This window comes from Alcanivorax sp. NBRC 101098 (genome assembly GCF_001010505.1).
Taxonomy (GTDB): Bacteria; Pseudomonadota; Gammaproteobacteria; order Pseudomonadales; family Alcanivoracaceae; genus Alcanivorax; species Alcanivorax borkumensis.
In genome coordinates, this window is record NZ_AP014613.1 from 917,272 (window position 1) to 931,479 (window position 14,208).

General features: G+C 55.1%; 13 protein-coding genes. 9 read left to right on the forward strand and 4 right to left on the reverse strand.

The features are described 5' to 3' along the window. Positions 1–31 precede the first annotated feature (31 nt). From AS19_RS04270 to AS19_RS04280, 3 genes are all read left to right on the forward strand, one after another. Positions 32–1,333, forward strand: coding sequence for a homoserine dehydrogenase (locus AS19_RS04270; RefSeq protein ID WP_011588090.1), 1,302 nt, complete (start codon positions 32–34; stop codon positions 1,331–1,333). A gap of 134 nt (positions 1,334–1,467) precedes the next feature. After that, a complete protein-coding gene (gene thrC, locus AS19_RS04275; RefSeq protein ID WP_011588091.1) occupies positions 1,468–2,550 on the forward strand; it encodes a threonine synthase in 1,083 nt (360 codons plus the stop codon). A gap of 617 nt (positions 2,551–3,167) precedes the next feature. Beyond that, complete coding sequence (locus tag AS19_RS04280) at positions 3,168–4,736, forward strand: BCCT family transporter (RefSeq protein ID WP_011588092.1); 1,569 nt, start codon at positions 3,168–3,170, stop codon at positions 4,734–4,736. Between the two features lie 241 nt (positions 4,737–4,977). Here the strand turns inward: AS19_RS04280 and AS19_RS04285 are convergent, their stop codons facing one another. Then, complete coding sequence (locus AS19_RS04285; RefSeq protein WP_035460791.1) at positions 4,978–6,210, reverse strand: EstA family serine hydrolase; 1,233 nt, start codon at positions 6,208–6,210, stop codon at positions 4,978–4,980. A 286-nt stretch (positions 6,211–6,496) separates the two neighbouring features. Between AS19_RS04285 and AS19_RS04290 the strand changes: the two genes are divergently transcribed. Both AS19_RS04290 and AS19_RS04295 read left to right on the forward strand, forming a co-directional pair. Further along, entirely contained in the window at positions 6,497–6,814 is a 318-nt protein-coding gene (locus AS19_RS04290) for a DUF962 domain-containing protein (RefSeq protein WP_011588094.1), read from the forward strand. A gap of 49 nt (positions 6,815–6,863) precedes the next feature. Then, positions 6,864–7,337, forward strand: a complete 474-nt coding sequence (locus AS19_RS04295; RefSeq protein WP_011588095.1) for a group III truncated hemoglobin — start codon at positions 6,864–6,866, stop codon at positions 7,335–7,337. Positions 7,338–7,618: 281 nt separating this feature from the next. On the opposite strand, the gene AS19_RS04300 is transcribed toward AS19_RS04295, so the two are convergent. Beyond that, entirely contained in the window at positions 7,619–8,827 is a 1,209-nt protein-coding gene (locus AS19_RS04300; RefSeq protein WP_011588096.1) for a CaiB/BaiF CoA-transferase family protein, read from the reverse strand. 202 nt (positions 8,828–9,029) lie between these two features. Here AS19_RS04300 and trmH point away from each other — a divergent pair, with 202 nt between their 5' ends. Continuing rightward, positions 9,030–9,722, forward strand: coding sequence for a tRNA (guanosine(18)-2'-O)-methyltransferase TrmH (trmH, locus tag AS19_RS04305; protein WP_011588097.1), 693 nt, complete (start codon positions 9,030–9,032; stop codon positions 9,720–9,722). On the opposite strand, the gene AS19_RS14125 is transcribed toward trmH, so the two are convergent. Further along, a complete protein-coding gene (locus AS19_RS14125; protein ID WP_162488612.1) occupies positions 9,707–9,940 on the reverse strand; it encodes a hypothetical protein in 234 nt (77 codons plus the stop codon). The genes trmH and AS19_RS14125 overlap by 16 nt on opposite strands. A 194-nt stretch (positions 9,941–10,134) precedes the next feature. On the opposite strand from AS19_RS14125, the gene AS19_RS04310 reads away from it, so the two are divergent. The 3 genes from AS19_RS04310 to AS19_RS04320 all read left to right on the forward strand — a co-directional run bounded on the left by AS19_RS04310 (position 10,135) and on the right by AS19_RS04320 (position 13,060). Continuing rightward, on the forward strand, positions 10,135–10,806 hold the full coding sequence (locus AS19_RS04310) for a methyltransferase (protein WP_035460790.1): 672 nt from the start codon (positions 10,135–10,137) through the stop codon (positions 10,804–10,806). A gap of 169 nt (positions 10,807–10,975) precedes the next feature. Then, positions 10,976–12,358 (forward strand): DegQ family serine endoprotease, encoded by a 1,383-nt coding sequence (locus AS19_RS04315; protein ID WP_035460788.1) that lies wholly within the window; start codon positions 10,976–10,978, stop codon positions 12,356–12,358. 387 nt (positions 12,359–12,745) lie between these two features. Next, positions 12,746–13,060: a thioredoxin family protein gene (locus AS19_RS04320; protein WP_011588100.1), complete on the forward strand. Its 315-nt coding sequence runs from the start codon at positions 12,746–12,748 to the stop codon at positions 13,058–13,060. Positions 13,061–13,086: 26 nt separating this feature from the next. Here AS19_RS04320 and AS19_RS04325 read toward each other — a convergent pair whose 3' ends face one another. Further along, positions 13,087–14,118, reverse strand: a complete 1,032-nt coding sequence (locus tag AS19_RS04325; RefSeq protein ID WP_035460787.1) for a medium chain dehydrogenase/reductase family protein — start codon at positions 14,116–14,118, stop codon at positions 13,087–13,089. Positions 14,119–14,208: the final 90 nt, after the last annotated feature.

Below are 14,208 nucleotides of genomic sequence, written 5' to 3' on the forward strand. Positions count from 1 at the left end.
TCGGCGCCCCTGAATAAAGAGAGGAAATGTCGTGAAATCGGTGAAAGTGGGTATTGCTGGTCTGGGTACGGTTGGTTCAGGCACCGTGAATGTGTTGAAGCGTAACGCGCGGGATATTGCTCGACGCGTCGGATGTCCGATTGAAATTACCCATATCGGTGCGCGCCGCGACAATGCGGCCTGTGATACCAGTGATATTCGCCTTTCTCGCGATATTTTTGCTGTGGCGACAGATCCAGATATCGACATTTTGGTAGAACTTATTGGCGGCATTGATACTGCCCGTGAGTTGGTACTTACCGCCATTAGAAATGGCAAGCACGTTGTCACTGCCAACAAGGCGCTGATTGCCGAACACGGTAACGAAATTTTCCAGGCGGCTCAGGATAATGGCGTGGATGTGGCGTTCGAAGCCTCTGTGGCTGGCGGGATTCCCATTCTCAAATCCCTGGGCGAAGGTCTGGCCGCGAACCACGTGAACTGGCTGGCGGGGATCATTAATGGCACCGGCAACTTTATCCTTACCGAGATGGAAGAGGGCGGCCGCGCTTTTGATGACGTGCTAGCCGAAGCGCAGCAATTGGGCTATGCGGAAGCGGACCCTACCTTCGATGTGGAAGGCATTGACGCGGCCCACAAGCTAACCATTCTGGCTTCTATTGCCTTTGGTATCCCGCTGCAATACTCCAAGGTCTACACCGAAGGCATCAGCCGGATCACCATTGAAGATGTGGCCAGCGCCGCGCACTTTGGCTACCGCATTAAGCACTTGGGGATTGCCAAGGACACCGGTAACGGGATTGAGCTGCGTGTGCACCCAACCCTAATTCCCAAGGAAACCATGCTGTCTGCAGTGAATGGCGTAATGAACGCGATCATGATCGACGGTGACGCCGTCGGGCCGACACTGTTCTACGGTGCTGGTGCGGGTGCCGAGCCCACCGCGTCTGCGGTGGTGGCGGACATCATCGAACTGGGCCGTGCGCTGACCGTAGACTATGACGAGCGGGTACCTTACCTAGGCTTCCATACAGACCAGATGTCTGATGAGCCGATTCTCACCATCGACGATGTGTCCTGTAGCTTCTATCTACGTTTGCACGTGCAAGATAAGACCGGTGTATTGGCTGACGTAACGCGCATTCTCAGCGACAATAATGTCAGCATTGATGCCCTGGTGCAGCGTGACGTGGATCAGGGTTTGGTGCCCATTGTCATGATGACCCACGTGGTCCGCGAAGGAGACATGAGTGCCGCCCTCGCCAAGATCGGTGCCCTTGAGTCGGTGAATAGCGATATAATGCGGATTCGAGTAGAAATGCTGGACGCTTGATTTCCGATGTTGGACGCTGCGGTTTAAGCGTTCGGCCTCACGCATCTAGCGTATGTCGTGTCGCTCAATATGACCACATTCAAGAACCGTAGAGCCTAGATTAGAGGCTTTACACTAGAAACAGAGACCTAACCATGCCTTTTCGTGACCGTTACACCGGCTTGATCAACCGCTACCGTGACCACCTGCCGGTGAATGATGACACGCCGATCATCAGCTTGGGTGAGGGGAATACCCCGCTAATTCGCCTGAAGAATATTCCCAAGTTGTTGGGCAAGGACGTGGATATCTACGTCAAATACGAAGGTCTTAATCCCACGGGATCTTTTAAGGACCGTGGTATGACCATGGCGGTGACCAAGGCCGTGGAAGAGGGCAGTAATGCCATCATCTGTGCTTCCACCGGGAACACTTCTGCAGCCGCTGCAGCCTATGCAGCTCGTGCGGGCATTACTGCTTTCGTACTGATTCCGGAAGGCAAGATTGCCATGGGCAAGCTGGCTCAGGCGATGATGTATGGTGCCGTGATCATGCAGATCCGTGGCAATTTCGATCAGGGTATGGAGTTGGTTAAACAGGTGGCTGACAAGGCGCCGGTGACCATCGTGAACTCGGTAAACCCGTATCGTCTGCAAGGCCAGAAGTCTGCTGCCTTCGAAATTGTGGAAGAACTGGGGCGCGCGCCAGACTACCACTGCCTGCCTGTGGGCAATGCAGGTAATATTACTGCACATTGGATGGGCTACAGCGAATACCACAAATCAGGCATCGTAAATGCGGCGCCGAAGATGGTTGGTTATCAGGCTGAAGGTTCTGCGCCCTTTATGCGTGGCGAGCGGGTTGAGGATCCGGAAACGGTAGCAACCGCTATTCGTATCGGTAACCCGCAGTCCTGGGACAAGGCCTGGAAGCTACAGGAAGAGTCTAAAGGTTGGTTCGACGAGCTGAGTGATCACGAGATTTTGACGGCACAGAAATTGCTGGCAGAAAAAGAAGGCATTTTCTGTGAGCCTGCTTCCGCCGCGTCAATCGGTGGTGCCATGCGAGATATTCAATCTGGCAAGATTCCGGAAGGCTCTACCATCGTTTGCACGTTGACAGGCAATGGTTTGAAAGACCCTGACACGGCCATTGCTCAGTGTCAGGACAGTCGCATGGTGACCATTGATGCGGATCTGGATGCGGTGAAAGGCGCAATTCTGTCAAACATGTCTTAAGCTTGTGGACATAAAAAGACGGAGCCATTGGCTCCGTTTTTTTATGGATACGGGCGGGCCGGACTGGCGCCACCGGATGCGGGTGCTAAAAGCGGGTGCTTACGCAGTGTGGTACCATGCGCGTTCTTTTGTGGCGAAAGGAACGGCGACCCGGTGTCGAGATTATTGAAACCACCTACGTGTAATACCTCCTCTCTGGGCTGACTGTGCCCATCTTTGGCTGGACTTTGTTCCTGCCCCCCTGACCAAATCTAATAGCCCATTTTGTGCGTGCCACTGCATCGTTACAGAGAGGCTTTGACATTGGTTGACCACCATCTAGTCTGTTTAAAACGACCAAGAAGGGAGAGACTGATGAAAACATCGTTATTGGCAACGCCAAGTGTCATTGGGCCGGCGTATGGCTTCATCGTTAGCGCCTCTGGGCAGAGGGTTAGCGCAGGTTTATATTTTTGACGATCTGATAAAGCTGCGACTCGCAGGGTCGCTTCGCGTTCAGATGATGTTTGGCTGTGAGGCTATAGAGGAGATCAACTCGGTTTCCTCGCATCGTCCGAGCCGACTGGCTGCAAGGCAGGTAATCTGCCCCTCGAAGCAAGACGGAATACGGAGCTTAGATGAAAATTAATTACGAGACCGACTATGACGTCGGCCAAGATAACGTGCAGGTCATGGGAATGGACATGCACAATCCTGTCTTCTTTATCAGTGCATTACTGATTCTTACTTTTGTGATTGGCACATTAATTTTCCCTGAACAAGCTAACGCTTTGCTAAATGGCTCCAAAGGCTGGGTTATTGAGCACTTTGACTGGTTATTCATGGTGAGCGGGAATGTCTTCGTTTTATTTTGCGTGATGTTGGCGGTACTGCCGTTGGGGAAAATTCGCCTCGGTGGGCAAAATGCCAAGCCGGAATTCTCTACTCTGTCCTGGTTTGCCATGTTGTTCGCAGCAGGGATGGGCATTGGCCTGATGTTCTGGAGCGTGGCGGAACCGGTAGCCTATCTTAATGGGCAATGGTACGGCACGCCGTTGGCGGTGGAAGCCGGCTCAGAAGAGGCCCGGCATATGGCGATGGGCGCTACCATGTACCATTGGGGTCTGCACCCTTGGGCAATTTACGCTGTAGTGGCATTGTCGCTGGCCTTTTTCTCCTACAATAAAGGAATGCCGCTGACTATCCGATCGGCTTTTTACCCCTTGCTGGGTGAGCGCTGCTGGGGCTGGCCGGGGCATATCATCGATATTCTTGCTGTGCTGGCGACGATCTTTGGTCTGGCCACGTCACTGGGGCTGGGTGCTCAACAGGCTTCCGGTGGCTTGCACTTCCTGTTTGACACGCCCAACGCCATTAACGTACAGATCGGCATCATTGTCGGTGTTACCGCTGTTGCGGTGCTATCGGTGATCCGTGGCTTGGATGGTGGTGTGAAAGTGCTCAGTAATATCAACATGAGCCTGGCCGTTTTCCTTCTGCTATTTGTGATTATCGCGGGTCCCACCGCGTTGATTCTCACGGGTTTTGGCACCACGGCGGTGGATTACATCAGTAATATTATTCCTCTGAGTACTTGGTTTGGCCGTGAAGACGGGGAATGGATGCACGGCTGGACCGTCTTCTACTGGGCGTGGTGGATTTCCTGGTCGCCGTTTGTGGGGATGTTTATTGCGCGTATTTCCAAAGGCCGTACCGTGCGAGAATTCATTGTGGCAGTGTTGCTGGTTCCCACAGTGATCACCATTATCTGGATGACCGCGTTCGGTGCCACTGGGCTGGAGCAATCCATCAATGGCGTGGGTGAATTGGCAAATGGGGTGGGTGATGCCTCCCTGGCCATGTTCCAGATGCTGGCTCACTTGCCGTGGACGGGGATTATTTCCTTCTTGGGTATTGCGCTGGTGCTAGTGTTCTTCGTGACTTCGTCTGATTCGGGGTCTCTGGTGATTGATTCAATTACCGCTGGCGGCAAGCTCGATGCCCCGGTTCCTCAGCGTATTTTCTGGGCTGTAATGGAAGGGGTGATCGCTGGCGTGTTGCTGTACGGTGGCGGTAAAGAAGCGCTCAAGGCTCTGCAATCCGGTGCGGTCACTACGGGCCTGCCGTTTACCATTGTATTGTTGTTTATGTGTGTGAGCCTGTTTATGGCCTTATCGGCAGAACGTAAGCGCCTGAAACTGGCTTGATCTACATTCTGTGATTGATAAAAATGCCCGCGTTATGCGGGCATTTTTATGTCGCTTAGCGGCTGCAACCTGGTATCAACCGGCCGTTTTTTCAAACGGCGTTGGGTGATCGTATGGAAACTAGGTGCACAGTGTGGAGGCCTGTATTTCCAGAATCAGCAGGATATGCCCGTAGTGGAATAAAAGCGCGCTCTGCTCCACGCAGCACGTGCGACGGTAAAAACAGCAGGGGCGTGATATGTCAGGCTCGGCGCAGCCGAGTATGCCGGTTGATGGTGTGCTGTAAGCCGAGCAGGGCGGGCAAGTGGGGGCCGATTATCCCTTTGCCGGTGGTCAGCAGGGCGCCGCTTAGATCGCGTTGTGGATCGGCCCAACAGTAGATGCTGATAAAGCCCAAATGCCCGAAGGCTTCCGGGGCACCGGGCCCGAACATGCTCATGCCCCGGTTGCCGAGCATGAAGCCGCTGGAGAAATTCAGTGGCAGCATCAGGGTGCGGTCGAAGCGAGGCCGGTGGTAGGCAGGCTCCAGTGCACGGGCAACGGTTTCTGGCTGGAAGATCTGTTGGTCACCATAGCGGCCATTGTTGAGCAACATCTGGAAAAAACGGCTGGCCTCTTCTGCGGTGGCGTAGAGGTTGCCTGCGGGCACGATCACCTCTTGAAAACGATCATCGTTGGTGACCTCCACCACTTCATCAATGCTGCCGCCCACAGCATAATTGAGAAACAGATCGACCAGTTTCAACGGCACCCCAGTGGATACATCTACCGCACGTTCTTCGCCGGTCTTGCCGAAGGTAAAGTATTTCATTCCCATGGGTTGGCGGATGACCCGGTCCAGGGTGGCATTCAGGGATTCGCCGGTTACCGCTTCAACCACGGCGCCAAGAATGAAGCCTGCGGTAATGGCATGGTAAGCCTGCGTATTGAGGCCGCTGGGCTTGGCGGCACAGAGAATGTCGATTATTTCCTGCGGCCGGTAGAGGATGTCTGTTTCCAGCGGCTCTTGGGGGCGTGGAATGCCGGCTTGATGGGTAAGCAGATGGCGCAGGGTTGTCCGGCCCTTGCCGTTCTGGCCGTAGGCGGGCAGATAGCGGGTTACCTTATCATCTAGACTGATCTGGCCCTGTTCTACTAGATGGTGCAGCAGCATAGCGCTAACCACCTTGGAGGCAGAGAACAGGCACACGGGAGTATCTGGTGTCATGATGCGTTGCGCCTGTGGGTCTGCATAGCCGATGCTGCGATTAAGCATGAGCTCGCCGTGGCGACGCAGGCACAGGCTGATCGCTGGGCTCATGCCGCTGCGATACAGTTTGCGGGTGGCACGCCAGATAGCCTCAACCTGTTCGGAGCCCATGCCCGTTTTGCTCAGTGGCGCTTCATCACCGTGCAGGGTTAGTTCATCAAGGCTGCGGGGAATAGGGTTGCCATGCTTACTGATCAGGCGGCGTACACGCGGGCGAAGGGCCATAATTGTCTCGCTAAAAGGGTCGTACAAGGAGTATGCAGGCGGCGATAGTAGAGGCCGACGCTATATTTATTGTGAAAGTACGACATTGTCCATGATCGTTGGGGCACTGCAATGGCTGCCTGCGCCATCTGATTGGCGTTAAATCACAACAAATTGACCCGTTGAAACCTGTCTACTGCGTTACAATGAAACGTAGTGTTTATTACGCTGCTGTTGGCTACAACGATGAGCGCCCTCGCTGTGGCGCGATAACTTATTAGAACAAAAGCTCTTAACAGGAGGCCCCATGGAGACCATCAAGCAATCCAATTTTCAGAGCTTTGCGGAGTTTTATCCCTATTACCTGCAGGAGCATGGCAACCCTACCTGCCGCCGGCTGCACTTTTTCGGCACCCTGGGGCTGTTCGGTGTGCTGGCCGGTGTGTTGATGACCGGCAACCTGTGGGGGCTATTGCTGTTACCGATAGTGGGCTATGGCTTTGCTTGGGTGGGACATTATGTTTTTGAAAAAAACCGCCCAGCCACGTTCAAGCACCCTTGGTACAGCCTTGCGGGTGATTTCGTCATGTTCAAAGATATTCTCACCGGGCGGATTGAGTGGTAGAGGGCGTAACCACAGGCAACAGGCTGGACGCTCGCCCGAGGAAAGCAGAATGACGGCGGTTGGATATTTTCGGCCCGGTGAATCGTCGGCCAAGGATAGTGAGCTGCCGGATCTGGATTGTCGGGAAAATATTGATGCCATGGTCCACGGGTTTTATCAGCGCTTGCTGAATGATCCAGTCATGGCGCCGGTATTTTTGGCGGTGGCGGGTATCGACCTGCAGCAGCACCTGCCGACCATCTGCCAGTACTGGTACAAAATGCTACTCGGTGAACAGGGTTATCAGCGGCACATGATGGCCAAGCATCGGGCGCTGGATGATCGTGAGCCGCTGACCGGGGAGCATCACGAACGGTGGCTGGGGCATTTTATGGCGAACCTGGACGGCAACTTTCACGGGCCGATGACTGACCGTGCTCGCTTGATTGCCCAGCGCGTCATGAATAATCTCTATAGCCAGCTCAGTGCCCGCCGGGCCAGCGGCTTCCTAGAACAGGGGAATGATGAAGTTACCCACGAGTAAGCTCGCACCACTCAGGTAGCAGCTGGTAATCAAAATTGGATCTGAACCCAGTGCCTCTCGACGCAAATGAAAATACACGCCAGCCCCCAGCAATCCTGCTGCCACAATGAACATCCCAATCCAGAGAATTTGGCTCATGACGGTGCCCCGTTTATTGTCGTGAAGCAGTTTCTGTGTGTTACGCAAAGAGTGAGCATGGTTTGCTGCAACCCGCGACGCACCTTTGTTTTACTCTTGGAACCATTTTTTTGTCAATTTCGCCTGCCGTACAGCATCACAATTTAGCCAATGATTCCCTGGGCCTGTAGCTCAGCAAATTCCGCGTCGCTTAGGCCTAGTTCATCACGGAGTACGCTGTGGTTATGGCTGCCCACCTCTCCGCCTGGCCAACGGGTTTTGCCGGGGGTGTCAGCTAATCGCGGGGTGATCGCCGGAACTTTTAAGGGTTTACCGTTGATCTCTACCTGCTGGAACAGGCCGCGGGCTTGAAAGTGAGGGTCCTCCATCATGTCGGCTACAGAATAGATGGGGCCGGAAGGCACTCGGGCCTCGGCGAGGATGGCGAGAATGTCGTCGCTGGGCAGGCTGCGACACCAGCTGTCCAATGCTGCATCAATGGCCTCTTCATGCTCAACGCGGCCGGCATTGTTGGCCATGGCCGGGTCTTCGGCCATATCTGGCCGGCCCGCAGCGGCCATCAAACGCTTGAAAATAGAATCGCCATTGCCACCAATCACCACGAATTTGCGATCGGCACAGCGGTAGGTGTTAGTGGGCACAATGCCGGTGACCGTGGAGCCTGCGGGTTCACGAATCACGCCGGCTCCATCGAATTCGGGAATCACGCCTTCCAGTAGGTTGAACACGGATTCGTACAGGGCGATGTCCACGACTTGGCCACGCGCACTGTTTTGGCGCTCGAACAGGGCGAGCAGGATGCCAAGGGCTGCGTGCAGACCGGCAATGGTGTCACCCAGCGACAGGTTGGGGCGCACCGGGCGCTCGCCGGGGAAACCATTCACATAGCGCAGCCCTCCGATGCCTTCGCACACCGAGGCGTAGCCGGGTTTGTTGGCGTAGGGGCCGGTCTGTCCGTAGCCGGAAATACGGGTATAGATTAACCCGGGGTTATCGGTGGCAAAACTGTCCGGGCCCAATCCCCAGTTTTCCATGGTGCCGGGGCGGAAGTTTTCGATCACCACATCGGCGCCCACCATCAATCGACGGGCCAGTGCTTTGCCTTGGTCGGTTTTCAAATCCAGGGTCACCGACTTCTTGTTGCGCCCCAGGCTGCGCCACCAGAACGAGGTGCCATTCTCGTCCAGTTTGCGCCAGCCGCGAATCGGGTCACCACCGGGCGGCTCCACTTTCACCACATCGGCGCCGAAGTAAGCCAGCAGAGTGCCGGTAAACGGCCCGGCCAGCAGTTGTCCCAGTTCGATAACGCGCACGCCGTCTAAAGGCAGGCGGCGGGATGGAGTGTCAGACATTAGGGCCTCCGATAAGTGAATTTTTTAGCGCACAAGACTATAGGATTCGGCGCGTCAGTGGCAGTCGGGCCGCCCGCGATTGCGCTTGTTCATGTAGAATAGCGACACCACATAATCGCACTCATAAGCGAGCGGTCTCTTTACTGAATGAAGACGGCCGGCGAAGCGGTGTAGTGATCTGAATAGGCTCTAAGGAAAACCCATGACCCCGGAACGTTACCGTCGCATTTGCGATACCCTGGACCGCCGCCAGCCTGATCTGACTGTCATTATGGACGGTGTTCACAAACCCCATAATATCGCCGCCATTGTGCGCACCTGCGACGCGGTGGGCATTCTTGATGTACATGCGGTGCTGCCTAAAAATCGTGCCCGCATGGCTGCAGGGACGGCCATGGGTTCCCAGCGTTGGGTGCAGGTGCACAAACGCGATGAAAGCACCGACGTGATCCGTGAATTGCAGGGGCAGGGGGTACAGGTGCTGGCGGCACACCTGTCGGATGACGCTATTGAGTATCGGCAGGTAGATTACACCCGTCCCACTGCACTGCTGTTGGGGACTGAAAAGTTTGGCGTCAGCGATGAGGTGGCCAGCGCGGTGGATCAGAATGTAACCATTCCCATGATGGGTATGGTGGAGTCATTTAACGTGAGTGTGGCGGCGGCGATCATTCTTTCCGAGGCCTGCGAGCAGCGCCGTGCCAAGGGCTTTTATGACCAGCCTCGGGTGGCCGCGGCCCGCTATCATGAGCTGTTGTTCCGCTGGGGCTATGCCCGTATTGCCCGCTTGTGCGATGCCCACGGCGTGCCGTATCCGGAGCTGGATGAAGAAGGGCAGGTGAAAGACAGTGCCGCGCTTACGGCGCTGTTGCAGAAGACTCAGACGGAGGCGTAGTGGCGGCTTTGTTGGTTGCGATAGACGCCACCGGCCCGAGCATTATTGCCCCCCACGCCGGGAACCGCAGGGTATTGTCCATGGTGGCGTAGCGCAGGCGGCGAATATCGGTGCCTCGTTCGCAGGCCAGAGCGATCATCGCGACCAACGACCTTGCCGTGGCGAATCTGATCCACCGCCGCAGTAGTATCGGCTTTATAGAATATGCCCGTGGTCACGCCCTCTAGGGCAGCGCTCAAAAACGCTTACGATAGGCATCAGGTACACGATCTGGTCAGATTTCGCGTGCGTAGCAGAGGGGGCGCTAGTAACGCTGACGAGCAGCGTAATCAAACCAATTCATCCCTGTCTGACAGTCATTTTGTGATTCTTTTTAAGGATGTTAGAGAGGCGAAAAAGAAGATTTGAGATTATGCCAATAGAACAGGAAAGAGTAGGGCTTAAGGCCCTGCATGAACGGCTGCATCGTGTGCTGCCGACGGTGTCTTTGTCGTGCCAGCCTTTGCCGCAAACACCGGCCCTGCGCCTGTGGTTGCTCGATGAGTTGTTCCCTGAGCAAGCTCTGGCTCCAGAGATTGTTAATGCAATTATGGAAGAGCCCCCGTATTGGTCGTTCTGCTGGGCTTCGGGCCAGGTACTGGCGCGATATCTACTGGATAACCCCAGTTGTGTAGCTGGACGCTGTGTGGTGGACGTCGGCCCGGGTTCAGGGGTGGTTGCGATTGCCGCCGCCATGGCTGGGGCGCGTAAGGTGATTGCCTGTGATTTGGATGAGGATGCGCTCACTGCCACGGCCATGAACGCCCGGGAAAACGGTGTTGATGTGAGCTTGAGTAATGATCTCAGTGCGGCCCTACAAGAAGCAGATTTAACCACCGCCGCTGATATCCTTTATGACCGAGATAATCTGCCGTTACTGGCCCAGTTGCAGTTGGCCAGTGCGGTGCTGTTGGCGGACTCTCGGGTGCCAGACCTGAACCCGCCAGGTTACCGTTTACTAGGAGAATGGGAATCTTGTACTTGGCCGGACTTAGGGGAATCGCAAGAGTATAACCACGTTCGTCTGTTTGCTTCGGAACCGTAGCGGATTGTTCTGGTCAGAAAAAAGTGGGTGACCCCCAATCCTTAGTGCCCGCTTTGTGCTACAAGCATTTCTGGGTGTCATCCGCTACTGCCTTTAGCTCATCATCGTTTTTAACGATGATGTTTCCTTGCAACAGGAGGAACAACCGTTGTTTGAAAAAACGTTGTCTATGAAAAATAAGCCGAGTCTTTCTCTTGTCTGTGTGCTGATGTTGTTATACCTGGCCTTTTCCCCGGTTCATGCGGCCTTGCCTGCCGTCACCGCTGAAGGCGATGCGCTTCCCTCTCTGGCCCCCATGCTGGAGAAAACCTCCCCGGCGGTGGTCAATATCGCTATCGAAACCCGGGTGAGGGCAGCGCGAAACCCATTAATGGATGACCCTTTCTTTCGCCGGTTCTTCAATATACCGGAACAACAGCGGCCTGCAGAGCGCCGTGCGGTTAGTGCCGGCTCCGGGGTCATTGTGGATGCTAGAGAAGGTTATGTGCTGACCAATGCCCATGTGGTTAAGAATGCTGACAACATTGAAGTCACTCTCACTGATGGACGTGAACTGTCGGCGGAGCTGGTGGGAGTGGATGATGAAGTGGATCTTGCCGTACTTAAACTCGAAGATGCGGAGCGCCTGACTCAGATTGCGATTGCTGATTCCACAGGCTTGCGGGTGGGTGATTTTGTGGTGGCCATCGGCAACCCCTTTGGGCTTGGGCAAACGGTGACCAGCGGTATCGTGTCTGCACTGGGGCGTACTGGTCTTGGCATTGAAGGGTACGAGAGCTTTATTCAGACCGATGCCTCCATTAATCCTGGGAACTCTGGTGGGGCGCTGGTTAATCTGAACGGCGAGTTGGTCGGTATAAATACCGCCATTTTGGCCCCAGCCGGCGGTAATGTGGGCATCGGTTTTGCCATCCCCACGGAGATGGCCGAAAACGTGATGCAGCAGTTGATTGAACACGGTGAAGTACGCCGTGGCATGCTTGGTGTCACCATTCAGGACTTAACGGCTGAATTGGCTGAAGCCTTTGGTGTAGAGCGCCAGCGTGGTGTAGTCATTACTCAAGTGGTTGAAGATAGTGCGGCAGAGAAAGCGGGTTTGAAAAGTGGTGACGTCGTTACTGCCGTGGACGGCCGCCCGGTAAACCGAGCCGCGGACCTGCGCAATAAAGTGGGTATGGCTCCGGTGGGCGAGAAGGTCACTCTCAGTATCCTCCGTGAGGGTAACAAGAGAAATATTACTGCTGTGATTAGCGAGTTATCGCGGGAAACCGCAGGTGGTGAGGTGGTTTCCAAATTCCTGGAAGGTGCCAATCTGCGCGACTTGAGAAAAGGCGAATTGCAACATGCCGACACGGGCGTGCTGGTGGACGAAGTAGAACGAGGCTCTCCCGCCTGGCGTGCCGGGTTGCGTAAAGGTGATGTGATCATCAACGTGAATCGACAGGATGTTGAAACCATGGACGGATTACGTAAAGCGGTGGACGATAAAGAAGCTGCCCTGTTGTTGCGGGTTAACCGCAATGGTGGCGTTTTCTTTGTGGTAGTGCGCTAATCGACGGTCGGTAGCGCCGACAAAAAAGCCGGCAATCAGTGCCGGCTTTTTTGTCTCTTATTTTCCGTAGGTCGGCTTAGCTGTAGCTGTATGCTGACAGCCAGAGTTACTGTCGGAGCCATGCAAAATAGCCAGATGCTGAGCCGGGTTCTGCCCGGCGTTGTATAAAGTAGCGCGCAGCGCATCAGCGGTGGGCGGTCTACAGCGTAGCGTTTATCCTGGCGATTCAGGGTGATGATATAAATGCCTTCGCGTTGTTCGCAACGGGATCGCTCACAGCACCACCTGGGTTCTCTGGCCGCGAAATCATGACAGAGAAATTATCTAAGCATAAGATTGGCCGGTATCTCTCCTGCGGCATAGCCGTCTAGAGAGTTGGAGAAAGTGATGACGTATGTGCGTGAGTATGAGGATGAGAGCATTACCCGCGAGCAGCTGGATGAGAGTGCCGGGCTGAGGGTTATTGAGTTTGGCGCCAATTGGTGTGGCTACTGCATTGCCGCACAACCGGATATCGAAGCGGCGCTAGCGGAACACCCTGAGCTCAAGCATGAAAAGATAGCAGACGGGCCGGGTAGGCCCCTGGGCCGCAGTTTCCGTGTGAAGTTATGGCCAACATTGATAGCGATTCGTGATGGTGAGGAAATAAACCGGGTGGTGCGGCCAGAGAGTGCTGATCAGGTTCGCCAACTTTTCTTGTAGCGCTTTCCCCGGGGATTGCGTATGAGCTATTGAGGCACTTCAAGAACCACCTTGCCCACGGATTGACCCGATTGCAGTAGTGCTAAGGCGGCATGGGCATCGTCGAAGGCGAAGCGGTGGCCAACGTGAGGTGGGGGTAAATCAATGGCTTGTAGTTCGCGTAGCAAGGTCTGCATGATGGTTTTTTGTTCCCATAGCCAGATCAGGTTAAAAGCCATTACCGATCGGTTGTTGCTGATCATGTCCATGACGTCATAGCGAGGGCGGCGTAGGTAACGCCAGGCGGCTTTAAGATAATTAGGGCGGTTGCCGGTCGGTGTGAATTCGGCGGCGCCGAAAACCACCAGACGGCCCATGGGATTGAGTGCTGCAAAGCTGGCTTGCTGGACGGTGCCGCCTATGGCATCGAGTACTAGATCAAAACGGTGGCCGCTTTCTGTCAGTTGCCGTGAAAAATCCCGTTGCCGTACCAACACATCGCTAAAACCCATGTCTTGCAGTATTCGTGCTTTGTTTGGATTACCCACAGTACCCACGGGGGTGGCGCCCAGCGCTTGCGTCAGCTTCATGGCTTGCAAACCGACACCGCCAGCGGCGCTGTGAATCAGGACGTTGTGGTCGGGTTGGAGGTTGCCCAAGGTCGTCAGTGCATACCAGGCGGTGAGTGTCTGGGCGGGGAAAGCCGCGCCCTGAGGAAAATCCCAGTGGTGGGGCAGTGGCATCAAATAATCAGGTTCGCTATCAATCACGGAGCAATAACCGCCGAAGCGGGTCACGCCCATTACCCGGTCGCCCACCTTAAACAGACTGTCAGTCGCTTTGTTGTGAGCCCCAGCATCGATGACCGTGCCGGAAAATTCCAGCCCTGGGGTGAACGCGCCTTGTGGCGTTGCGGAATACAGTCCGGTGAGAGCGAAAATGTCGGCAAAATTCAGGCCTACTGCATGGACGCCTATGCGTAGCTGCCCGAGCGGTAATGTCGGTAGAGGCATTGTTTTTTGGGTCAGTCTGGCAAGGCTACCCGCTTTGGGGGTTTCCCAGGCCGTTAGCGTGGGCATGGTGAATTCCGACAGTGAAACGGGCAGTATGCGTTGTCGAAGGGTTGGCCTCAATGTGCATCACCAAGCAGGGTTAGACTTTGATGTGGT

Excerpts from the sequence above, each read along its gene's own strand:
- AS19_RS04280 (WP_011588092.1), top strand. The coding sequence starts at position 3,168 with ATGAAAATTAATTACGAGACCGACTATGACGTCGGCCAAGATAACGTG.
- AS19_RS04295 (WP_011588095.1), top strand. The coding sequence starts at position 6,864 with ATGACGGCGGTTGGATATTTTCGGCCCGGTGAATCGTCGGCCAAGGAT.
- AS19_RS04320 (WP_011588100.1), top strand. The coding sequence starts at position 12,746 with ATGACGTATGTGCGTGAGTATGAGGATGAGAGCATTACCCGCGAGCAG.
- AS19_RS04325 (WP_035460787.1), bottom strand. The coding sequence starts at position 14,118 with ATGCCCACGCTAACGGCCTGGGAAACCCCCAAAGCGGGTAGCCTTGCC.
- trmH (WP_011588097.1), top strand. The coding sequence starts at position 9,030 with ATGACCCCGGAACGTTACCGTCGCATTTGCGATACCCTGGACCGCCGC.
- AS19_RS04300 (WP_011588096.1), bottom strand. The coding sequence starts at position 8,827 with ATGTCTGACACTCCATCCCGCCGCCTGCCTTTAGACGGCGTGCGCGTT.
- thrC (WP_011588091.1), top strand. The coding sequence starts at position 1,468 with ATGCCTTTTCGTGACCGTTACACCGGCTTGATCAACCGCTACCGTGAC.
- AS19_RS04315 (WP_035460788.1), top strand. The coding sequence starts at position 10,976 with ATGAAAAATAAGCCGAGTCTTTCTCTTGTCTGTGTGCTGATGTTGTTA.
- AS19_RS04310 (WP_035460790.1), top strand. The coding sequence starts at position 10,135 with ATGCCAATAGAACAGGAAAGAGTAGGGCTTAAGGCCCTGCATGAACGG.
- AS19_RS04285 (WP_035460791.1), bottom strand. The coding sequence starts at position 6,210 with ATGGCCCTTCGCCCGCGTGTACGCCGCCTGATCAGTAAGCATGGCAAC.
- AS19_RS04290 (WP_011588094.1), top strand. The coding sequence starts at position 6,497 with ATGGAGACCATCAAGCAATCCAATTTTCAGAGCTTTGCGGAGTTTTAT.